The following is a 20,581-nucleotide window of genomic DNA, read 5'->3' as shown; positions in this document are numbered from 1 at the left end:
GACCTGGCGACACGGTCGTGCTCGACAATCTGCCCGCCCACAAAGTCAGCGGCATCCGCGAACGCATCGAGGCGGCCGGAGCGAGGCTGCTGTACCTGCCGGCCTACTCCCCCGACTTCAACCCGATCGAACTTGCCTTCGCCAAGCTCAAGGCCATCCTCCGAGCCGAAGCCGCTCGCACGATCAGCGACCTCTGGGACACGATCCGACAAGCCTTCAGACGCTTCACGCCAGCCGAATGCCGCCGGTATCTCGCCGCCGCAGGCTACGACGCATATGATCCAATATGATCGGATGCCGCTCTAGAACTGCGGGGGCGGGTGGCGCAACCCTCGGCCGGGCATGCTCGCGGTCCCGAGGGAGCGCCGTGGCGCGGCGGTCACGCCAGCAGCGGGACGTGCGGGGCGCAGGTCCGGGGCAGGAGGCCGGTGAGGCGGGGATCGGGCGCCACCTCGACCGCGACCGCGCAGGGCGTGAAGCCGGAGCGGCGGTAGAAATCGAGCGCCCCGGGATGGTCGAACGTGCAGGTATGTACCCAGAACCGCTTGATCGGGTGCGACCAGGCGCTTTCGATCGCGGTGTTGATCAGGGTGCGGCCGAGCCCCTGCCCGAGTGCCTCCGGGACGAGGCCGAGGAAGGCCAGCTCGCAGGTCTCCGGCTGGCGGAAATCCAGCTCCAGCAGGCCGAGATCCGTGCCGTCCTGACGGAGCGTCAGGATTTCCACCCGCGGGTCGTCGAGGATATCCCGCAGGGCTTGGTCCGACAGGGTCAGGCGCGAGAACCACAGCCAGTCGGCGCCCACCGCTCGGTACAGCCCGCGATAGGTCTCGCAATCCGAACGGACGAGCGGATGCAACGCCATCCCATCCGGCAAGGGTTTGGCCGCGCGCGGGGTCGGCGGCCCGACCATGTCGAGGCTGGTGACGATGGCAGCGATGTGCCCCGGCGGCAAAGCCGAGAAGCCGACGGGCAGCAAAGGGGTGGCAGGGTCTGAGGGCATCGGCTCGACGGTGTGGCGACCGCGAAGGCCGCCACCTTAACCCATTCCCACCCCTCAGATCTGGATGCAGATCTTGCCGAAATGCCGGTTGCTCTCCTGGTGCCGGAACGCGTCCACGATCTCGGCCAGCGGGTAGACGCTGTCTACCACCGGCCGCAGCCCGCAGGCGTCGATGCCGCGGATCATCGCGATCTGCTGGCTGCGGCTGCCGACCAGCACGCCCTGCAGCCGGATCTGGCGGATCAGCGCCGGGACCAGGGGCAGCGGCCCGGCCACGCCGGTGAGGATGCCGATCACCGAGATGTGGCCGGCGACCCGCACGGCCTCCATCGATTGTTCCAGGGTCCCCGGGCCGGCGACATCGAGCACGTGGTCGACGCCACGCCCGCCAGTCAGCCGCTTGGCGGTGGCGCCCCAGGCGGGATCGGCGCGGTAGTTGATCAGGTGGTCGGCCCCGAGGCCGCGCAGGCGCTCGAGCTTCGCGTCGCTCGACGAGGTCGCGATCACCGTCGCGCCCGCCGCCTTGGCGAATTGCAGCGCGAACAGCGACACGCCGCCGGTGCCCTGCACCAGCACCACGTCGCCGCTCTTGAGGCCGGCATCGGCGTGGAGCGCCCGCCACGCGGTGAGCGCCGCCGTGGTCAGGGTCGCGGCCTCGGCATGGTCCCAGCCCCGGGGGGCGCGGGTGAAGGCGGTGGCCGGCGCCGTGACCCGCTCGCGGGCATAGCCGTCGATCCCGTCCCCCGGCACGGTGGCAAAGCCCTCGACCTGCGGCGTGCCGTCGAGCCAGGTCGGGAAGAAGGTGCTGACCACCCGGTCACCGATCGCGAACGCCTCCACGCCGGGGCCGACCGCCTCGACCTCGCCGGCGCCGTCGGACATCGGCACCCGCGGTTCGCTCGGCCCCCAGAGTCCGCTGACCACGGCGTAGTCGTGATAGTTCAGCGAGTTCGCCCGCAGCCGCACGGTGATTTCGCCGGGGCCGGGCTCGGGGACGGGCCGCTCGCCGAACCCCACCTTGTCGAAGCCGCCGCCGGGCTGGACGATGACCGCCCGGGATGCCGATTGGGTCATGGTGCACCTGTCTTTTTGCGCGGGCCGATCGTACTGCAACGCGAGCCGGCCCGCTCGGGAGCGTCTGTAGACGCAAAGCCGCCGCGATGGTTGCACGCTGCGCGTGGACCCCACCGTCATTGCGAGCGCAGCGAAGCAACCTAGGGATACGCTGTGGTTTGAGAACGCGCGCTGCCCTGGGTTGCTTCGCTGCGCTCGCAATGACGAGGTGAACCAGCGGGCATTCGCGCAGCGCCCAAGCCTGCGGGACGCCTGGCATTTCCCGATCCGACCAACCCGCTAAGGTTATCGTCAGATCCACGAGTGCAACCACCGGCCGACCCATCGCCCCGGCGACCACACCCGCTACAATGAGCAGCGCCGCATCACGCGGCCCCTGCGGTGGAACGGCATGGCTTCGGCGGACGCGGCGATCGGGATCCCGGCCGAGAGGGCCCAGCACGGCGCGGCTGCGCGCGACGTGCCGGATGTCCTGCGCGTGCTCCTGAACGGAGCTGTTTTCGTCCTGTTGTGGAACCACGTCTGGCTCAAGGACCTGACCGACCGGTCGTCGCTGGCGGCCTCCGAGGATGGCAGCCTGCTGACCCAGGTGCTGTTCGTGGTGGCCGGCCTCGGCATGGCCGCGGCGCTCCACCGGATCGGCTTTCGCCACCTGCGCCCGCTGGCGACCTGGCCGCTGATGCTCAGCGCCGGCTGGCTCGGGATCACCGCGCTCCTGTCGGTCGAGCCGAGCCTGTCGCTGCGGCGGCTCGCCTTGTTCGCCATCGCGGCGATGCTGTCGGCCGGGGTGCTGCTGGTCGCCCGCTCGCCGCGCCAGCTGGCGTTGACGATGGCCGGCGCCGCCCTGGTGATCCTGATCTCCTCCTACCTCGCCGTGGCCCTGGTGCCGGATCTGGCGATCCACTCGGCCTTCGACGTGAATTCCGATCCGAGCCATCCGGGCCTGTGGCGGGGTATCTTCCCGCAGAAGAACGAGTCCGGCGCGGCCATGGTGATCCTGGTGATCGTCGGGCTCTACGTCGCCTCGGCGGCGAGCCGCGTGCTCGGCTGGATCGTCGTGGCCCTGGCCCTCGGCCTGCTGGTGGCGAGCGGCTCCAAGACCGCGCTTCTGGTGCTGCCGGTGATCCTTGCCGTCACCGGCCTGTGCCGGATCTTCACTGGCGGCACCCTGCGCGCCCTCTTGTTGCTCGGGCCGATCGTCGGGTTCTCGCTGATCTCGATCGGCTCGATCCTGGTCCCGGCGATCCAGGACGCGATCGGCACTTTGCTCACCGACGCGACCTTCACGGGCCGCAGCGAGATCTGGCAATTCGCCCTCGACAACATCCTGGTCCGCCCCTGGCAGGGCTGGGGCATCGGTGCCTTCTGGATGACCGAGCGGACCATGTATGGCGGCTCCGAGGAGCTGACCTGGGTCAACACCGCCAACCACTCCCACAACGCCTATCTCGACACGGCTTTGATCGGCGGCTTCCCGTTCCTGGTGCTCACCCTCTGGGTCTTCGTGCTGGCGCCGGTCCGCGACCTGCAGCGCGTCGCCGGCGGCCGAGGCCTCGACGCGGAGACGCTGTTGTTCCTGCGCCTGTGGTTCCTCGGCCTCGTCTCGGCCTCGTTCGAGACGGTTCTGTACAACGGCAACAACGCCACCTGCTGCATGTTCATGATGGCGGTGTTCGGCCTGCGGCTGCGCACGCGGTATGCGATTGCGAAGGGGTGAGGCGGGCGATTCGTTCGCTTGACCCCGGGGACCGTCTGCTTCGAATCCATCTGGGCATCCTGAGGTCGCCAGAACGCCCCAAAAGCGGTGACGTGTCAGGCCTCGGGATCGTCAGAGCGTTGCCGCTTCCGCGAATGCCTTCAGTCGAGAACAGAATGATTGGTCAGATACCAGCTGGACGGTCGTAGTCGTCCGTCCAATCCTGCACATCGCCACCCCCGGCGGAAGCGCGGCGTTCGTACACGTCGCGCGCGATGGTCCTGCCACGCTGTTCGACTTGCTTATGGAGATCGTCAGCCGAGGGAATGACACCCATCCGTTCCAGGGCCACCATGAAGGCCCAGGTATGGAGCAAATGGACGTGCCTGCCGAAGGACATGCGTTTGACCTTCTCTTCCTCGAACAGGACGAGGATTTGGTCATCCTCCGGCAGAACCTCGGCGACCCGTCCCGCAAACTCCCGGATGGATTCCTCTCCGGCATTCGGAAACTGCCTTTTGATGGACCGACGCGTCTCGTCGGGAAGTTCCCGCCACATGGTGCCGTACAGGGTGTCCACCGTTTGAACCCGGTTGCCCCGCGCGCGATACCAGTGCTCGAACGCTGCTTTGTCCGGTGCCGTATCCGGTCCGCGCGTCAATTCGGCGTGGATCATGTCGGTGACCAGGATCGGGCACTGGAAACGATCCAGCAGATCCAAACGATCGATGAGCGCCAGCGTGATCAGCGGTCCCGTATCCGGGATCACGAGGTCAAGCATCGCTAGGGCCGTCATCGAGAACAGCCAGCAGCAGCGGTATCGCCGAATCCACCTGGGCCTCGGTTTCCGCCTGGGACGGGCGCGGAAGCCGATGTCCAGCATCGGCCATCGCGACGATCAGGTCGCGAAACCCGTTCAAACCGAGCGAAGAGACCGCAACGTCCGAGCCGATCTCGGCCTGGGCATAGGCTGACAGGACATCGTGCGGAGTGACCAGTTTCATTTACCGCTCCTGACTGAACCCGATGGTAGCATGACACCATCGACGACGCCCGCCCCGTTATGTCCGATCCTATGCATCACCCTTCGAGAGCAGCAGGCCAACACACGCCGTCCATTGCAGACCACCAAGATGGGGAGCGCTGATCCGGCGCGCTCCAACAGGTTTACCCGCTCTGTGACGCGATGCCTGCATTGATAGCTGCGCGATGCGCGCAATTCCGCGTCAGATCCCGCCCGCCTCCGGCGGCACCGGCCGCGGGCGGCGGTCGTCGCCGATGGCCACGAAGGTGAAGGTCGCCTCGGTGACCTTCATGGTGGTCTCGCTCGCCCGCTCCCGCCGCCAGACCTCGACCTGGATCCGCAGGGACGAGCGCCCGACCTTGATCAACCAGGCGTAGAGGCTGACCTCGTCGCCCACGAAGACCGGGTGGTGGAAGGTGATCGCGTCCACCGCGATGGTGGCGCAGCGCCCGCGCGAGCGCCGGGCCGCGACGTTGCCGGCCGCCAGATCCATCTGGGCCATCAGCCAGCCGCCAAAAATGTCGCCGGCCGGGTTGGTGTCGGCCGGCATCGCGATGGTGCGGATCACCGGCGCCCCGCGATGGCTCGGCTGCGTGTCCGCGGCCGCGCCGTCGCTGCCCTGTTCCTGCGTCATGATCTGGCCGAATCCCCGCCGTCAAAGGCTGGAACTCCTCCAGTCAAGCTCGGCAGGCGTCAATCGGGCAGCGCGAAGACCAGCAGTGCGTCGCCGGTGCCGAACCCGGCCGCCTTGGTGTAGGACGCGCCGCCCGCGGCCATAGCGAGGAATTGCTTGCCGTCCAGCGCGTAGGTCATGGCCGGACCGCTGATGCCGGCGCCGCACTGGAACCGCCAGAGCAGCGTGCCGTCGCGGGCGTCGTGGGCATTGAGATGCCCATCCTCCTCGCCGGAGAAGACCAGGCCGCCCGCCGTCGCCAGGGTGCCGCCGGAGAGCCGGCTGCCCGAGCGTATCGTCCAGGCGATCTTGCCGCCATCCGCGAGGTCGACCGCGGTCAGCGTGCTGAAGGACGGCTCGCCCTTGGCCTCGCTGGTCTCAGTGTAGCGGATCTCCGGCCTGTCCCCGGCGGCCGGCACGGTCTTGACCGTGTAGGTCGTCGACCCGTGGCGGACCTGCACGTAGGCGAGGCGCCCGTCATAGGCGGTGGGCGGCCACGAGACCGCGCCCAGGGGTCCCGGCGCCACTACGGTGCCCTGCGGGGTCGGCGGCGCGAACAGGTTTTTTTGGTCCAGCAGCGGGGCCGAGCGTTCGAGCAACGTCCCCGTCGCGCGGTCGTGGACGTAGATCCAGCCGGTCTTGCTCGCCGAGGCCACGGCCTTGGCGCCGTTCGGCCCGTCGAGCAGGAACGGCGGCGCGGCGACATCATAGCCCCACTCGTCATGCGGCACCTGCTGGGAATACCAGCGCAGTTGCCCGGTGCGGACATCGAGCGCCACGAGGCACATCGTGTAGAGATTGTCCCCCGGGCGCGAGAGGCCGAAATTCTGCGGCGCCGGGTTGCCGGTGCCGAGGAAGATCAGGCCGAGATCCGGGTCGTAGGCCGGGGTCATCCAGAGCGAGCCGCCGCCCACCCGCCAGGCCTCGCGATTGGCCGGCGCGGCCGCCTTCTCGGCGGCGATGTCCCGCTGGAGCGGCACGCCGTCCACGGTCTGCGCGACGAAGCCGCCCTCCCAGCCCTCGGACGGGGTGACGTACCAGCGCCAGCGCTCCGCGCCGGTCTTGGCATCGTAGGCGGCAAGCCAGCCGCGCCTTCCGTAGCCGCCCTCGATTCCGACCACGGCGCCGCCATCCAAGCCGCCGGACTCGTCCTCGACATGCAGCCCGTAGCCCGCGCCCGTGACGCCGACGATCACCAGCCCCTCGGCCACCAGCGGCGGCATCTTGAAGCCGAGCCGGCTCGAGCCCTGCACCGCCTTGCCGCCGAGCTTGGCGGTGAGATCCGAGGCGGTCTCGCTCTCGCCCTCCTCCGGGCGCACCGCCTCCTTGTCCCAGACGACCCGGCCGGTCTTGGCGTCCAGCGCGATCAGCCGCCCGTCCATGGTCGCCTCGAACACGAGGCCGTTCGACACCGCGAGCCCGCGGTTCGAGGGCGGCCCGAAGATCTTTTCGGTGCGGGCCTTGTGCGTGTAGGTCCAGAGCGGCCGGCCGGTGCGGGCCTCGAGCGCTGCGACGTTGTTCTGGGTCGTCGAAATGTAGAGCGTGCCGTCGACCATCACCGGCTGCGCCTGGAAATAGCCCGTCACCCCAGTCTGGAACATCCAGGCCGGCCGCAGCCGCCCGACGCTGGCGCGATCGATCTGGGTGAGGTCGGAGAAGTTGCGGTTGCTGTGGTCGTGCCCGAAGGCGGGCCAGGGGGTCTCGGCGGCGATGGCTGGGAGGGGCAGGAGGGTCGCAAGGGCGATCAGCGCGGGGCGAAGTCCGGTCATGGGCGGCACGGCGTTTCCTCTTGTTGGTTGGTTCTCAGTTCACTCCTATGCAGGGCTCGCGAACACAACGCGCTGCTTCCGGCGCCGCATGGCCGTCGCGAGCTCAGGTGGGAGTTGCCCCCCTGTAATTACGACATTTCTTGGCGTGGCCGCCACCATCTCGATTTGGCTCGATGAGGTCGCCTTGAACGCTTCGGATAAGTGACCGGCTCATCATCCCATTCGCAAAAGAGATCGACAGCCCGCGCCGAGGCACTATGCTGAGCTCATCTTTGGCCCGATGCCTGTTTCGAGCTTGGATCGTCCTCAGGCGCGGTAGGGCACGGACATGATCGGCACCGAAATCTCCCCGGCGCTTCAGGCCGCGATCGAAGCCGTCGTTCGGCAGGAGCTCGGCCGTTTCGGTGTCAGCGAGGTCGAGGTGATCGACTCCGAGGATGCCGATGGGGATCCGGTCATCCTCGTCAACGTCCATTATCGGGATCCCGAGGCCGAGCCCGATTTCAAGGTGGCATCGAAGGCGCTCACGAAGCTCAACGACAAGCTGTTCGAACTGAAGGAGCCGCGCTTCGCCTACATACGGCACAAAGTACCGGAAGCCACGCCCGAGCCGCGCGGCCGGCGGTGAGCCGAGAGCTTCTCGGGACTGCTCGGCGGTTGGCGCGGGCGAATCCCGGCAAGCCGCGGCAGTCGGATCTCAAGCGCGCGATCAGCACGGCCTATTACGCGCTCTTCCATGCGCTCGCGAAAGACTGTGCGGATCGGCTTGAGGGCACCGGGCGGGATCGCCCCGATAAGGCATGGCGGCACGCGTATCGCGCCCTGAATCACGGGGACGTCAAGAATGCCTGTAAACAGCTGCGCAGCCTGGGATTCCCGGCTGGGCTGATTGAGGTCGGCGACATCTTTCAAGGGCTTATGGTCCAGCGGCACAGTGCGGATTACGACCCGACGCATCGCGTGACCCGTGCCGATGCCTTGTCGGTCATTGCACTGGCCGAGGAGGGGATCGCAAAGCTCGGGTCGGCGACCGCCAGGGATCGCGTGGCGTTGGCGATCCAGCTCTTGTTGAAGCAAAGGTCGGCGTGATCGCAGACGCCAGAGATTAAGGGCGGGACTGGTCGGCGCTGCCCGGCCTCTGACAGCGCTGACCCCTCACCCCGCCTTCCGTGCCGCCGCGTCAAGCTGGTCCGGGGTCACCTGGGCGCCCATGGCCCGGGCCATGTCGGCGGCGCTCTGGCCGGCGGCGTCGCGAAAATCCGGGTCGGCGCCGTGTTCGAGGAGCAGCGTCACCATCTCGGTGCGGTCGAACATGGCCGCGGTCATCAAGGCCGTGCGGCTGCCGGTGCCGGTGCCGTCCACCGCGGCGCCGCGCTGGAGCAGCAGCCGGGCGACGGCGAGGTCGTTCTTGAAGGCGGCACCGGCCAGCGGGGTCTGGCCGCGGTCGTTGGCGAGTTCCGGATCGCCGCCGGCTTCCAGGATCACCCGGGTCGTCTCCGCCTGGCCGTTATAGGCGGCGAGCATCAGCAGGCTGTCGCCCTTGTCGTTGCGGAGGTTCGCCGGAAGCCCCTGCCCGAACAGCTCGGCCAGCTCCTCGGCATGGCCCATCCGGGCGTACTGGAAGACCCGGCCGGCAAAGGCCAGGGTCTCGTCGTCGAGGACCGGGGGCGTGTTCGTCTCGGGGTTCATCGTCACTCACGTGGTTCGATCTCGGGCAGATCTGGGACGGATCCGCTCCGCCGTCCAGCGCTGCGGGAACGCTTTCGCCTGGACGGCCGTTGCAGCCGCCACCCGGGCCATGACGGCCCGATGCCGCCGGAGCGACCATGCCGCGCCCCTATGAGCCCTTCGCCGATGCCCTGCGCATCGCCCGCGAGATCGTCCGCGACCGGGCCGGTGCCGTGGCGCGGGCCGCCATCCAGGCGGATCCCCACGCCTATGACGAGGCCTGCAACGCCCTGGCGGTCCGGATCGCCGAGGCGCTGGTCGACGAGGGCGAGGCGGTGGCGAGCCGCTTCGCTGGCCGGGACGACCGGGCCGCCTGACGGCGCCGGTCAGCCGCGCTTCCGCCCGCCCCCGCCCTTGTACTTCGGCTTCTGGCCGCCGAGCCCTTGCGTCGAGCGCGGCTTGGGCCGCTCCTGCCACGGCACGGCGTTGGCCGGCATCTCGCGGTCGGTGCCCGGGCCCATATTGTCGAGGTCGGGCTTCGAGATCCGGGTTGGGCCGGCGCCCCGGGGGGCTTTGCGACCGTACTTGCCGGCCTCGCGCTCCACATCCCCCTGCCGGGCCATGGGATCGTCCGAGACCAGCAACTCCGTCGCCTGAAGCCGCTTGAGCTCGTCGCGCAGGCGCGCCGCCTCCTCGAAGTCGAGGTCGGCCGCGGCCGCGCGCATCCGCTTCTCCAGGTCGGCCAGCACCGCCTTGAGATTGTGGCCCACCGTGATCGCGTCCTTGGCCAGGCCGGTATCGACCTGGACGTGGTCGCGCTCGTAGACGCTGTTGAGGATGTCGCTGATCCCGCGCTTCACGCTCTGGGGCGTGATGCCGTGCTCTTCGTTATAGGCGAGCTGCTTGGTCCGCCGCCGCTCGGTCTCGGCCATCGCCCGCTCCATCGAGCCGGTAATGGAATCCGCGTACAGGATGCAGCGCGCGTCGGCGTTCCGGGCCGCCCGGCCGATGGTCTGGACCAGGGAGGTTTCGGAGCGCAGGAACCCTTCCTTGTCGGCGTCGAGGATCGCCACCAGGGCGCATTCCGGGATGTCCAGACCTTCCCGGAGCAGGTTGATGCCGATGAGGACATCGAACGCGCCGAGCCGCAAATCGCGGATGATCTCGATCCGCTCCAGGGTGTCGATGTCGGAGTGCATGTAGCGCACCCGCACGCCGTTCTCGTGCAGGTACTCGGTGAGGTCCTCGGCCATGCGCTTGGTCAGCGTGGTCACGAGCGTCCGGTAGCCGGCCAGCGCGACCGCCTTGACCTCGCCCAGCAGGTCGTCGACCTGCGCGCGGGCCGGGCGGATCTCGATCACCGGGTCGACCAGGCCGGTGGGGCGGATCACCTGCTCGGCGAAGACGCCGCCGGTGCGCTCCATCTCCCACTTGCCGGGCGTGGCCGAGACGTGGACCGTCTGCGGCCGCATCGCGTCCCATTCCTCGAAGCGCAGTGGGCGGTTGTCGAGGCAGGACGGCAGGCGGAAGCCGTATTCGGCCAGCGTTGCTTTGCGGCGGAAGTCGCCCCGATACATGCCGCCGATCTGGGGTACGGTGACGTGGCTCTCGTCGGTGAAGACCAGGGCGTTGTCGGGCAGGTACTCGAACAGGGTCGGCGGCGGCTCGCCGGGCCGGCGGCCGGTGAGGTAGCGCGAATAGTTCTCGATGCCGTTGCAGGCGCCGGTGGCCTCGATCATCTCGATGTCGAAGGTGCAGCGCTGGTCGATGCGCTGGGCCTCGATCAGCCGGCCCATCTTGGTCAACTCCTCGACGCGGGCGTTCAGTTCGTTCTTGATGCCCTTGATCGCCTGCTGCAGCGTCGGCCGCGGCGTGACGTAGTGCGAATTGGCGTAGACCTTCACGAATTTCAGCTCGGCGATCTTCTTGCCGGTGAGCGGGTCGAACTCGACGATGGACTCGATCTCGTCGCCGAACATGCCGATCCGCCAGCCGCGATCCTCCAAGTGGGCCGGCCACAGCTCGATCGAATCGCCGCGCACCCGGAAGGTGCCGCGGGCGAAATCCGCCTGGATCCGCTTGTACTGGAGGGCCACGAGATCGGCCACGAGCTGGCGCTGCTCGATCTTCTCGCCGAGGCTCACGGTGAACGACATCGCCGTGTAGGTCTCGACCGAGCCGATGCCGTAGATGCACGACACCGAGGCCACGATGATCACGTCGTCCCGCTCCAGCAGGGCGCGGGTGGCGGAGTGGCGCATCCGGTCGATCTGCTCGTTGATCGACGATTCCTTCTCGATGAACGTGTCCGAGCGCGGGACGTAGGCCTCGGGCTGGTAATAATCGTAGTAGGAGACGAAGTACTCGACGGCGTTATCCGGAAAAAACGCCTTGAACTCGCCGTAGAGCTGGGCGGCGAGCGTCTTGTTCGGCGCCAGGATCAGGGCCGGCCGCTGGGTCTCCTCGATGATCTTGGCCATCGTGAAGGTCTTGCCCGAGCCGGTGACGCCGAGCAGCACCTGGTCGCGCTCGTGGGCTTGCACGCCCTTCACCAACTCGGCGATGGCGGTGGGCTGGTCGCCCGCCGGCTCGAACTCGGATTTCAGCGTGAACCGGAGGCCGCCCTCGGATTTCTGCGGCCGGTCCGGCCGGTGCGGCACCCAGGTCTGGCCGTCCTTGAACAGCGGGTTGCCCTCGGTGAGCAGCCGCTCCAGGGCCGTCACTGTGGCCGAGGCGCCCCCGTCGCCCCCCGGATCCGGCAGCTCGGCCCCCTCGGGCACCGGGCCATCCTCGCGCGGGGTAAGGCCGAGAGCCTGGGCGAGGCGCGGATCGACATCGGCCGCATCGCCCAGCGCGTAGCCGGCCTGCGGCGCCTCCGCGAAGCCGTCCCGGGCGATCTCGGCCCGGCGGGTGGCGGCCTTGCTGATCGGCTCCTTGGCAGGACGACCTTTGGGCTTGCCCGGGCGCGGCTTTTCGGGCTCCGGCTCGATCGGCGCCAAACGGTTGCGGTTCAGCGCTGGGTTCAGCAACTCGGCCAGATAGGTATCGAGCGGCTTCAGCTCGGGCTTCGACGCCTTGGCGGAGGTGGCCGAGACGGACGCGGCGCGCGGTTTCTTCGGAGCGGGCATGGTCTCAATATGGGTCCCGCACGCGCCGCGAGAAACCCTGCGCGGCGCGGAGTTTTTCGGCATCCACGCAAGAGCCTCATCGATGAGCGAACCGATCCATCCCGAGACCCGCATCGGGCACGTGCATCTCAAGGTCGCCGACCTGGACCGGGCGCTCGGCTTCTATTGCGGCGTCCTCGGCCTCGGTCTGACCCAGCGCTACGGCGAGCGCGCCGCCTTCGTCGCGGCCGGCGGCTACCACCACCATATCGGGCTCAACACCTGGGAAAGTCTCGGCGGATCGCCGCCGGCCCCGGGCACAACCGGCTTATATCATCTCGCCCTGCTCTACCCGAATCGGGCCGCCCTGGCCGATGCCCTGCGCCGGGTCGAGGCCGCCGGCATTCCGCTCGACGGCGCCAGCGACCACGGCGTCAGCGAGGCCCTGTACCTGCGCGATCCGGACGGCAACGGCGTCGAGCTGTACCGGGACCGCCCGGAGGCGGAGTGGCCGCGCGATCCCGACGGCGCTCTGCGGATGGTCACGGCGCGACTCGATTTGGACAGTCTCCGCCGCGAAGATGGATAATGACAACTCTTAGGTAGAATTCACCGTGCGTTGGTCTGGACCAGCCGGGCCGATGCTGAGAAAATTCGGCCTCATGACACCGGGAATTGGCTTGCGGCAGCCGGGGCCGGTCGGTACTTTGCAGTGCAAAGCATGATGCAGCGCGGGGGCTGGAGCTCATGCAGGATCTGGACAAGGCCTTGGCCGATATCGTGGCGATCCGTTCGCAGATCGCCCGCGACACGGCGTTCCGCGGCCTGGGCGCGGCCACCGTCGCCGGCACCGGCGGCCTGGCGTTGGCCTGCGCGGTCGGCCAGGCCCTCTGGCTCGGCGATCCGGCCGCCCGGCCGGTCCTGTTCTTCGGTCTCTGGATCGCCGCCGCCCTGGTGGCTTTCGCGCTGATCGGCGTCGAGGCAGTCCGCCGCAGCCGCCGGCTCCATTCCGGCCTCGCCGACGCCATGGTCTGGAACGCCATCGAGGTGTTTTTGCCGGCCGCCGGCACCGGGGCCTGCCTCGCCCTGGTCATCGCCCGGTTCGCGCCGGCCGAGATCTGGATGCTGCCCGGCCTCTGGCAGGTGCTGGTCGGCCTCGGCCTGTTCGCCTCGGCGCGGATCCTGCCCCGGGCGGTCCAGGGGGTCGGCGCCTGGTACCTGCTCAGCGGCCTCGCGGTGCTCGCCATCTCGGCCGAGAGTCACGCCCTGTCGCCCTGGGCTATGGGGCTTCCGTTCCTGGTCGGCCAGAGCTGGCTGGCCGGCATCATCCATCGCGGCGCCCGGGCCTTCGATGATGACCTCTGACCGCGACGACGGACGCTTCTCCTACGAGGGGCTCGACCGGATCATCCACGAGCGTGCGCGGCTCAGCGTGCTCACTTCCCTGGTTGCCCATCCCAAGGGCCTGCCCTTCCCGGACCTTAAGCGCCTGTGCGGGCTGACGGACGGCAACCTGAGCCGGCACTTGGCCGTTCTCAGCGAGGCCGACCTGGTGAGCCTCGAGAAGGGCTTCGCGTTCAACCGCACACAGACGATCTGCCGCATGACGCCGACCGGGCGAAGGCGTTTCATCGGGTATCTCGGCGTGCTGGAGCAGGTGGTGCGCGACGCGGCCGCGGCCGCCGAGCGAAGTCCCGAGGGCGGGGTGCGCGGCCTCGATCCGGCCACGAAACCGGCCTGAGAACGCCGGATCGCGCAGAGACTGTCAACGCAAATCGAATAGACCTCAGCGATACGCCCATGCCGGGAGACTTTACGATGCAAAGCGAAGCGGGGCCGGGGGGGCTGCACGCCGCGATCATCATGGACGGCAACGGGCGCTGGGCGACGCAGCGCGGCCTGCCGCGGCTCGCCGGCCACCATCGCGGCGTCGAGGCGATCCGGCGCACCGCCGAGGCCTGCCCGGATCTCGGCATCGGCACGCTCACGCTCTACGCCTTCTCGGCGGACAACTGGCAGCGGCCGGAGGATGAGGTCGGCGGCCTGATGCGGCTGCTGCGCTCCTACCTGCGCAATGAGACCCAGCGGCTCGCCCGCACCGGCACCCGGCTCAGCGTCGTCGGCCGGCGCGACCGCCTGCCCCGGGGCATCCCGGAGGCGATCGCCGCCGCCGAGGCCGCCACGGCGGCCGGCACCCGCCTGCATCTGCGCATCTGCGTCGACTATTCGGCCCGCGACGCGATCATCGCGGCGGCGCAGGCCCTCAAGGGCGCCGACGCCACCCGCGAGAGCTTTGGCGCGCTGGTCGCCGGACAGATGCATGGCTCGCCGGTGGACGTCGACCTCGTGATCCGCACCGGCGGCGAGCAGCGGCTCTCGGATTTCCTGCTCTGGGAGGCGGCCTATGCCGAACTCCACTTCACCGACCGGATGTGGCCCGATTTCGGCCCCGACGACCTCGCCGCCGCAATGGCCGAGTTCGCCCGCCGGGATCGGCGCTTCGGCGGCCTGAAGACGGCGGCGGTCCCGGCGGCGGCCTGATCCGCCTGACCGCTTGACGGGCGTGCCGGCTCAGGCAGAGGCTTTTCGCCATGACCGAAACGCTTAAGACCGAGACCCTTGCCAACCGCCGCGTCCTGCTCGTCATCGGCGGCGGCATCACGGCCTACAAGGCCCTCGACCTGATCCGGCGCCTGCGCGAGCGCGGCGCCAGCGTCTGCCCGGTCCTGACCGCGGGGGCGCAGGAATTCGTGACGCCCCTCGCGGCGGCGGCTTTGGCCGGCGAGCGGGCCCATACCGACCTGTTCGACCGGGCCGAGGAGGCCGATATCGGTCATATCAAGCTGGCCCGGCAGGCGGATGCCGTGGTGGTGGCGCCGGCCACCGCCAACCTGATGGCCCGCATGGCTGGGGGACACGCCGCCGACCTCGCCACCACGATCCTGCTGGCCACCACCCTGCCGATCCTGATCGCCCCGGCCATGAACGTGCAGATGTGGGCGCATCCGGCGACCCGGCGCAACCGCGCCACCCTGGAGGCCGACGGCGTGCGCCTCGTCGGCCCCAATGCCGGCAAGATGGCCGAGGCGGAAACCGGCCCCGGCCGCATGGCCGAGCCCACCGAGATCGCCGACGCCCTCGAAACGATGCTGGCCGAGGCCGGCGCCGCGGCCCCGGGCCTCGGCTTCCTGTCGGGCCGCCCGAGCACTGCCGCGCGTCCCCTCTCCGGCCGGCGGGTCGTGGTGACCTCCGGGCCGACCCATGAGCCGATCGACCCGGTGCGCTACCTCGCCAACCGCTCCTCCGGCCGCCAGGGCCACGCCATCGCGGCCGCCGCCGCCGCCGCCGGCGCCGCGGTCACGCTGGTCTCCGGACCGGTCTCGATCCCGGATCCCGCGGGCGTCACCGTGGTCCGGGTCGAGACCGCCCGGGAAATGCTGTCCGCGGTCGCGGCGGCTCTGCCCGCCGACATCGCGGTCTTCGCCGCCGCCGTCGCCGATTGGCGACCGGAGACCGAAGCCGGCTCGAAGAAGATCAAGAAGGACGGCAGCGGCCCGGCGCCGCTGACCCTCGTAGAGAATCCCGACATCCTGTCCACCGTCTCGCACTTGGAGACCGGGCGCCCGCCCCTGGTGGTCGGCTTCGCCGCCGAGACCGATACGGTCCTCGACCATGCCCGGGCCAAGATCGCCCGGAAGGGCTGCGACCTGATCGTCGCCAACGACGTCTCGGTCGCGGGCGGCGTCATGGGCGGGACCGACAACACGGTCCACCTGATCCACCGCGACGGCACGCTGGAGACCTGGCCCCGCCTCGGCAAGGGCGAGGTCGCCCGCCGGCTGGTCACGCATTTAGCCGGCCTATTGGGTCGCTGAGCCGGCGCTGCGCCGGCAAAACGCAACCGGACGTTCCGATTTCGCCGCGGGTGTGTCCGCGAATCCCCAATCTTTCCCGGCCTTGTCAGTGTGCCGAAAGAACATCTTTCGGTTGCGGTCGCGCGTGCGATGAGGATGGCGAATGCGGTCGCCGCCTGACCTGCGGGAGGAGGATTTCTTTCTCTTTCCGGCCTTTTTTCGAATATATATTGTTATCGGGTGCTGCATTTGCGCTGAAAATCTATGATATCATTGAACAATAGATCAATACTGCAAAATTAATATTCGCTTATGAGCTCAAATTAACATCGATATAGACACAAGTACTCGTCAAAAATTTGCATTCTGCCGTTTTTGTAGGCTTTAGGTCCCCAGCGCCGAACAGAAAACTGTCGGCTCGGGGGCATTATGGATTATGTCACGTAGGCTTATCTTGAGATGGTCAGCCGCTTTGCTGGTCGTCGGGTCGAGTTCATTTGTCGGGATCGCGCAGGCACAGCCTTCAGCGCCCGAAGACACGGAAGAATCAACGCTTCTGCCGGCGCCGAACGCACCGCAGCGCTTGCCCCTCGAGCGGCCGCCGACGCCGGCGCCGAGCACGCGTCCCGCTGCCGGCTCGGCGGATTCGCAGAACCCGAAGCCGCAATACGGACTGCTCGGAAATCTCGGCGGGGTCCGCGACCTCCTCTGGGATCGCGGCGTCCTGTTCAACATGGATTACGTCTACGAGGCTGCCACAAACGTGGCAGGCGGTGATCGCGGGCCTCTGTTGCTCGGTGCCGGCCAGCTCGCGATACGCGGCCTGTTCGACTTCCAGAAAATGTTCGATTGGGAGGGTGCATCCGGCGGGATCACGATCAGCCATCGCGAGGGGCGCAGCCTCGCACTGGATGCGCATCTCGACACGCACACGAGCGTTCAGGAAATCTACGGACGCGGCCGGATCTGGCGACTGAGCCAGTTCTGGTATGATCAGAAGCTGGGCCCGTATGTCGATCTGAAATTCGGCCGTCTTCCGGTGAACGACGATTTCGGCGGCTTCGCCTGCGAGTTTCAGCTCAATTCCCTGTGCGGTTCCGTGGTCAGCAAGATCGCGTCGAACTACATCTATACATTTCCGGTCAGTCAATGGGCGACTCGTCTTCGCATCGGCACACCGGATAGTGTCTATCTGCAAGTCGGTGCTTATCAGGTCAATCCGGATGACGTGAACGAAGGGTTCAACTTCGGCTTCAGCAACGCGACCGGTGCGCTCATCGTTACGGAGGCAGGCTGGTTTCCCAAAATCGGAGGCGATGCCTTTTCGGGAAGCTACAAGATCGGTGGCTGGTATGAGACCGGCGGCGGCAACGACGTCTATTTGAATGAACGGCATCTCCCGCTCGCGATGTACAAGGGGCAACCCCTTCACCGTGGCGATCGGACCGGCTTCTACTTCACCGGCGTTCAGGAAATTTACCGCCCGGATCCCGCGAACAAGACGCGCAACATCTCGGCTTTCGTCCGGGCGGCGACTGCCGATGAGGAGACGGCTACCTACTCGTCGCTCGTGACGGCCGGGGTGATCTACAAGGGCTGGTGTGCCGAGCGCCCCAACGACTGGCTCGGGCTCGGCGTCGGTCAGACCACCCCCAATCCCAGGCTGGTCGACACCCTTTCGATGAGCAACCTGCTCAGCACCAAGCCTAGAAAGATTCCGACCCAGGAACGGTATATCGAGGCGTTTTACAGCATCGATGTAGCCGATAACATTGTTATCAGGCCAAACATTCAGTACATTACCCGAAACGGAAGTCCGTTGCGGAAAACCGACGCGGTGGTGTTGGGCTTGAAGTCACTGATCACCTTCTAAAGTCACGTTCCGAGCCGCGATTTCCGAATCTCGGAACGGCTCACGATCGAAGACCCAGAGCATCGTTGCGGATTTCGGATCCGCGACGATGCTTTTTTTGCGCCCGCTGCTGCTAGCCCGTGCGTCAGATCGACGACGCGGAACCGTCAGGCGCCAAGTGATCGGCAATCAAAGACGACTGCTCCTTGACCGAACGGGGCTTGGGCGGCTGTGCGAGAGATGCGAAGCCGCAAGGCGCGCGATTTCCGCCGGTGGCCTCCAGATCGCGCGAGTCCGAGGGCCGCTTTGCTGCACGCGTGATAGCAGGCCAGGACAACAAACCGAAGGAAGCGACCGGAGATCTCGCACAGCTTGCGGTGCCGCCCATCCAGCTTGAGCGCGAGATTTGCCGCTCCCGAACATGATCAATGTCGGCATGGAATGTGAGGGTAAACGAGATTAAAATCTACTTTTATACAGAAGCAAAGCCGACAAATTTAACTTATGGATGTAGATATTATCTGCAAAACTTCAAATAAAAACTGCAATACTCAGCAGTTTCTAGAGGAAATAAATCAAACTGAAACATCATTTCCATCGACAAGTGTGGCCGTCTGAGACATTAACGCGCCATCATCCGGTCGCTGGAGTTGTGCGATGATCCGCCTGCAGAATATCTCGATCCGAACGACGATGGGCCTGGTATTCTTCGTCTTGGGCCTGATCATCTTCATCTATGCATCGAACGCCCTCATCGGCGCCCGTCAGCAGGCGGCTCAATCGGAGGCCGGCATCTCCCTGGTGCGCGCGAGCCGCGCGCTGCTCCAGACCCTGTACGCGACACGATTGGAGCGCGGCGCCACCCTGCAGTTCCTCGCCGCCGAGCAACCCATGGATGCGGAGACCCTATCCTCGCTCTATGCCGAACGGCAGCGGGCGGTGGCTGGATTCGCCGAAGCGACGGCGTTGGTCGGCGACCTGGATCTGGCCGCCGTCAAGGCGACGCTCGGCCCGCTGCAAGCCGCACGCGAGCGCGTCGAACGGCTCCGCCCCCGGGTCGATGCGGCCCTGAAGGTGGCCAAGGCCCAGCGGGACGGGACGGTCACCCCGGAGGCGCAGGCGGCGTTCCTCGCCATGCTCGACACCCTCGCGGCGACGACGGACGCGGTCGATGCCGCGATCCCGCGCTCTGACACGATTCTGGAGCGCGACCTCGCCCTCAAGCGGGCGGCCTGGGCGACCCGCATGGCGGTCGGTGCCGTCGCCCTGCGGATCCAGACCTCCCTATCGGCCGGCACGCCCTGGTCTCCGTCCGAGACCGTGGCCGCCGCCGAGGAGCGCGGCCGTCTCGACGCCACTTGGAAGGCGGCCATGGACAATACGAGCGACCTCTCGGACAAGGTTCGCACGGCGTTCGAGAAGGCCCGGGCCAACAATTTCGAGGGCGCGCCACTGGCCCGGCGTCTGGCCGTCTCGACCGCGTTGGCCGAGCATCAGCCGCCGAAGATCACGCTTCAGGAGGCGCGCAAGCTCGACACGCCGGAACAGGCCACCATCGTCGATCTGGCCTATGCCGCACTCGACGAGATGATCGCCCGCGCCGAGACCCTGGCCCAGGAGGCGCGCAGCGGCCTCATCCGCAACGTCGCGGCGCTTCTGGGCTCCACGCTGCTCGTCGCCCTCGGCCTTGTCGCCCTTTTCCGCTACGTGCTCCGACCGATCCGGACCATGACCGGCACCATGCAGGTCCTGGCGGACGGCGACGCATCGGTGACGGTGCCCCTGCGCGACTGGGGCAACGAGATCGGCGCGATGGCGCGGACGGTTCAGGTGTTCAAGGACAACCTGATCCGCACCCGTGCGCTGGAAGCGGAGACCGCGCAGGCGCGCGCTGCCGCCGAGGCGCAGCGCAAGGCCGGCATGCGCCAGATGGCCGAGAGTTTCGAACAGGCGGTCGGCGGCATCATCGGCATGGTGTCGTCCTCGGCCACCGAGTTGCAGGTCACCGCCCAGACTATGACCGCCACCGCCACGCAGACGGCGAGCCAGTCGACCACGGTGGCGGCTGCCGCCGAGCAGGCCGCCTCAAACGTCAACACCGTGGCCGCCGCCGCCGAGGAACTCGGCTCGTCGGTCCAGGAGATCGGACGGCAGGTCGACGGTTCGGCCAAGCTCGCTCTGGGCGCGGCCGCCGAGGCCGGGCAGACCGCGAATCTGGTGCAGGAGCTGAGCAGCGCCGTCGCCCGGATCGGCGACGTGGTCGGGCTGATCTCGTCCATCGCCGGGCAGACCAACCTGCTGGCCCTGAACGCGACCATCGAGGCGGCCCGGGCCGGCGATGCCGGCCGCGGTTTCGCCGTCGTCGCCTCCGAGGTGAAGGCGCTCGCCGAACAGACCGCCAAGGCGACGGAGGAGATTTCCGGCCAGATCGCCCGGATCCAGGCCTCCACCGGCGGCGCGGTGACGGCGATCGGCTCGATCACCGCCCGCATCCAGGAGATCAGCGGCGTGGCCACGACCATCGCGGCGGCGGTCGAGGAGCAGGGCGCGGCGACCCAGGAGATCGTCCGCAATGTCGGGCAGGCGGCCGCCGGCACCGGCGAGGTCACCAGCAACATCGCCGGCGTCGCCAGTGCCGCCGACGAGACCGGCAAGGCGGCGGGCCAGGTCCTGAGCGCGGCGACGGAACTGTCCCGCCAGTCGGAGACGCTGACCGCCGAGGTGGCGCGCTTCCTCGACACCGTCCGGGCAGCCTGAACGGGCTTTGGGAATTCCACCTCGGTTTTCGGATCAAGCCGCTGAAACACTGCGCTCGTCCCCTCCCCCTTGTGGGGAGGGGTCAGGGGTGGGGGTCGTGCAGAAGG

20 protein-coding genes are annotated in these 20,581 nt (G+C 67.9%); 12 read left to right on the top strand and 8 right to left on the bottom strand.

Annotation, left to right across the window (positions count from 1 at the left end):
• Nucleotides 1–290, top strand: a 290-nt coding sequence (locus BM228_RS21965; protein WP_208612075.1) for a transposase, incomplete at its 5' end; no start/stop codon positions are given.
• 89 nt (nt 291–379) lie between these two features.
• Here the strand turns inward: BM228_RS21965 and BM228_RS21960 are convergent.
• A complete protein-coding gene (locus tag BM228_RS21960) occupies nt 380–1,000 on the bottom strand; it encodes a GNAT family N-acetyltransferase (RefSeq protein ID WP_092043946.1) in 621 nt (206 codons plus the stop codon).
• A 54-nt stretch (nt 1,001–1,054) separates the two neighbouring features.
• Entirely contained in the window at nt 1,055–2,074 is a 1,020-nt protein-coding gene (locus BM228_RS21955) for a zinc-dependent alcohol dehydrogenase family protein (protein WP_092043944.1), read from the bottom strand.
• A 391-nt stretch (nt 2,075–2,465) separates the two neighbouring features.
• Here BM228_RS21955 and BM228_RS21950 point away from each other — a divergent pair, with 391 nt between their 5' ends.
• The gene (locus BM228_RS21950; RefSeq protein WP_092043943.1) at nt 2,466–3,791 is read left to right on the top strand and encodes an O-antigen ligase family protein; all 1,326 of its coding nucleotides are present in this window, start codon (nt 2,466–2,468) and stop codon (nt 3,789–3,791) included.
• 163 nt (nt 3,792–3,954) lie between these two features.
• Here the strand turns inward: BM228_RS21950 and BM228_RS21945 are convergent, their stop codons facing one another.
• The 4 genes from BM228_RS21945 to BM228_RS21930 form a co-directional block, all read right to left on the bottom strand.
• The gene (locus BM228_RS21945) at nt 3,955–4,551 is read right to left on the bottom strand and encodes a PIN domain-containing protein (RefSeq protein ID WP_139234150.1); all 597 of its coding nucleotides are present in this window, start codon (nt 4,549–4,551) and stop codon (nt 3,955–3,957) included.
• Nucleotides 4,544–4,774 carry a hypothetical protein gene (locus BM228_RS21940; protein ID WP_092043939.1) on the bottom strand — a complete coding sequence of 77 codons (231 nt, stop codon included), beginning with the start codon at nt 4,772–4,774 and terminating at the stop codon, nt 4,544–4,546. Before BM228_RS21940 ends, BM228_RS21945 begins: the two co-directional genes overlap by 8 nt.
• A 222-nt stretch (nt 4,775–4,996) precedes the next feature.
• Nucleotides 4,997–5,428 (bottom strand): acyl-CoA thioesterase, encoded by a 432-nt coding sequence (locus tag BM228_RS21935; RefSeq protein ID WP_092043937.1) that lies wholly within the window; start codon nt 5,426–5,428, stop codon nt 4,997–4,999.
• Nucleotides 5,429–5,487: 59 nt separating this feature from the next.
• Nucleotides 5,488–7,236 (bottom strand): pyrroloquinoline quinone-dependent dehydrogenase, encoded by a 1,749-nt coding sequence (locus BM228_RS21930; protein ID WP_092043935.1) that lies wholly within the window; start codon nt 7,234–7,236, stop codon nt 5,488–5,490.
• Nucleotides 7,237–7,564: 328 nt separating this feature from the next.
• Between BM228_RS21930 and BM228_RS21925 the strand changes: the two genes are divergently transcribed.
• Nucleotides 7,565–7,864, top strand: coding sequence for a hypothetical protein (locus BM228_RS21925; RefSeq protein ID WP_092043933.1), 300 nt, complete (start codon nt 7,565–7,567; stop codon nt 7,862–7,864).
• Between the two features lie 29 nt (nt 7,865–7,893).
• Nucleotides 7,894–8,325, top strand: a complete 432-nt coding sequence (locus BM228_RS21920; RefSeq protein ID WP_244537252.1) for a hypothetical protein — start codon at nt 7,894–7,896, stop codon at nt 8,323–8,325.
• A 66-nt stretch (nt 8,326–8,391) separates the two neighbouring features.
• Here BM228_RS21920 and BM228_RS21915 read toward each other — a convergent pair whose 3' ends face one another.
• Nucleotides 8,392–8,925, bottom strand: a complete 534-nt coding sequence (locus BM228_RS21915) for an ankyrin repeat domain-containing protein (protein ID WP_092043930.1) — start codon at nt 8,923–8,925, stop codon at nt 8,392–8,394.
• 137 nt (nt 8,926–9,062) lie between these two features.
• Between BM228_RS21915 and BM228_RS21910 the strand changes: the two genes are divergently transcribed.
• Entirely contained in the window at nt 9,063–9,281 is a 219-nt protein-coding gene (locus BM228_RS21910; protein WP_092043928.1) for a hypothetical protein, read from the top strand.
• A 9-nt stretch (nt 9,282–9,290) separates the two neighbouring features.
• On the opposite strand, the gene uvrB is transcribed toward BM228_RS21910, so the two are convergent.
• A complete protein-coding gene (gene uvrB, locus BM228_RS21905) occupies nt 9,291–12,032 on the bottom strand; it encodes an excinuclease ABC subunit UvrB (RefSeq protein WP_092043927.1) in 2,742 nt (913 codons plus the stop codon).
• Nucleotides 12,033–12,114: 82 nt separating this feature from the next.
• On the opposite strand from uvrB, the gene BM228_RS21900 reads away from it, so the two are divergent.
• The 7 genes from BM228_RS21900 to BM228_RS21870 all read left to right on the top strand — a co-directional run bounded on the left by BM228_RS21900 (nt 12,115) and on the right by BM228_RS21870 (nt 20,474).
• Nucleotides 12,115–12,600, top strand: coding sequence for a VOC family protein (locus BM228_RS21900; protein WP_092043925.1), 486 nt, complete (start codon nt 12,115–12,117; stop codon nt 12,598–12,600).
• 158 nt (nt 12,601–12,758) lie between these two features.
• A complete protein-coding gene (locus BM228_RS21895) occupies nt 12,759–13,376 on the top strand; it encodes a hypothetical protein (protein ID WP_092043924.1) in 618 nt (205 codons plus the stop codon).
• Complete coding sequence (locus BM228_RS21890; protein ID WP_092043922.1) at nt 13,363–13,752, top strand: transcriptional regulator; 390 nt, start codon at nt 13,363–13,365, stop codon at nt 13,750–13,752. The genes BM228_RS21895 and BM228_RS21890 overlap by 14 nt, the downstream gene beginning before the upstream one ends.
• A 77-nt stretch (nt 13,753–13,829) precedes the next feature.
• On the top strand, nt 13,830–14,552 hold the full coding sequence (locus tag BM228_RS21885; RefSeq protein ID WP_092043920.1) for a di-trans,poly-cis-decaprenylcistransferase: 723 nt from the start codon (nt 13,830–13,832) through the stop codon (nt 14,550–14,552).
• Between the two features lie 50 nt (nt 14,553–14,602).
• Entirely contained in the window at nt 14,603–15,886 is a 1,284-nt protein-coding gene (coaBC, locus tag BM228_RS21880; RefSeq protein ID WP_092043918.1) for a bifunctional phosphopantothenoylcysteine decarboxylase/phosphopantothenate--cysteine ligase CoaBC, read from the top strand.
• Between the two features lie 451 nt (nt 15,887–16,337).
• Entirely contained in the window at nt 16,338–17,738 is a 1,401-nt protein-coding gene (locus tag BM228_RS21875; protein ID WP_167367787.1) for a carbohydrate porin, read from the top strand.
• Nucleotides 17,739–18,374: 636 nt separating this feature from the next.
• Nucleotides 18,375–20,474, top strand: coding sequence for a methyl-accepting chemotaxis protein (locus tag BM228_RS21870; RefSeq protein WP_208612074.1), 2,100 nt, complete (start codon nt 18,375–18,377; stop codon nt 20,472–20,474).
• Nucleotides 20,475–20,581: the final 107 nt, after the last annotated feature.

Source organism: Methylobacterium pseudosasicola, from assembly GCF_900114535.1.
GTDB classification, from domain to species: domain Bacteria; phylum Pseudomonadota; class Alphaproteobacteria; order Rhizobiales; family Beijerinckiaceae; genus Methylobacterium; species Methylobacterium pseudosasicola.
The sequence above is the reverse complement of the archived record's forward strand: the minus strand, read 5'-3'. Positions and strand labels throughout refer to the sequence as shown.

Bases quoted from the DNA above. Each gene is read 5' to 3' on its own strand.
- BM228_RS21960 (WP_092043946.1), bottom strand. From the start codon at position 1,000: ATGCCCTCAGACCCTGCCACCCCTTTGCTGCCCGTCGGCTTCTCGGCT.
- BM228_RS21955 (WP_092043944.1), bottom strand. From the start codon at position 2,074: ATGACCCAATCGGCATCCCGGGCGGTCATCGTCCAGCCCGGCGGCGGC.
- BM228_RS21950 (WP_092043943.1), top strand. From the start codon at position 2,466: ATGGCTTCGGCGGACGCGGCGATCGGGATCCCGGCCGAGAGGGCCCAG.
- BM228_RS21945 (WP_139234150.1), bottom strand. From the start codon at position 4,551: ATGCTTGACCTCGTGATCCCGGATACGGGACCGCTGATCACGCTGGCG.
- BM228_RS21940 (WP_092043939.1), bottom strand. From the start codon at position 4,774: ATGAAACTGGTCACTCCGCACGATGTCCTGTCAGCCTATGCCCAGGCC.
- BM228_RS21935 (WP_092043937.1), bottom strand. From the start codon at position 5,428: ATGACGCAGGAACAGGGCAGCGACGGCGCGGCCGCGGACACGCAGCCG.
- BM228_RS21930 (WP_092043935.1), bottom strand. From the start codon at position 7,236: ATGACCGGACTTCGCCCCGCGCTGATCGCCCTTGCGACCCTCCTGCCC.
- BM228_RS21925 (WP_092043933.1), top strand. From the start codon at position 7,565: ATGATCGGCACCGAAATCTCCCCGGCGCTTCAGGCCGCGATCGAAGCC.
- BM228_RS21915 (WP_092043930.1), bottom strand. From the start codon at position 8,925: ATGAACCCCGAGACGAACACGCCCCCGGTCCTCGACGACGAGACCCTG.
- BM228_RS21910 (WP_092043928.1), top strand. From the start codon at position 9,063: ATGCCGCGCCCCTATGAGCCCTTCGCCGATGCCCTGCGCATCGCCCGC.
- uvrB (WP_092043927.1), bottom strand. From the start codon at position 12,032: ATGCCCGCTCCGAAGAAACCGCGCGCCGCGTCCGTCTCGGCCACCTCC.
- BM228_RS21900 (WP_092043925.1), top strand. From the start codon at position 12,115: ATGAGCGAACCGATCCATCCCGAGACCCGCATCGGGCACGTGCATCTC.
- BM228_RS21895 (WP_092043924.1), top strand. From the start codon at position 12,759: ATGCAGGATCTGGACAAGGCCTTGGCCGATATCGTGGCGATCCGTTCG.
- BM228_RS21890 (WP_092043922.1), top strand. From the start codon at position 13,363: ATGATGACCTCTGACCGCGACGACGGACGCTTCTCCTACGAGGGGCTC.
- BM228_RS21885 (WP_092043920.1), top strand. From the start codon at position 13,830: ATGCAAAGCGAAGCGGGGCCGGGGGGGCTGCACGCCGCGATCATCATG.
- coaBC (WP_092043918.1), top strand. From the start codon at position 14,603: ATGACCGAAACGCTTAAGACCGAGACCCTTGCCAACCGCCGCGTCCTG.
- BM228_RS21870 (WP_208612074.1), top strand. From the start codon at position 18,375: ATGATCCGCCTGCAGAATATCTCGATCCGAACGACGATGGGCCTGGTA.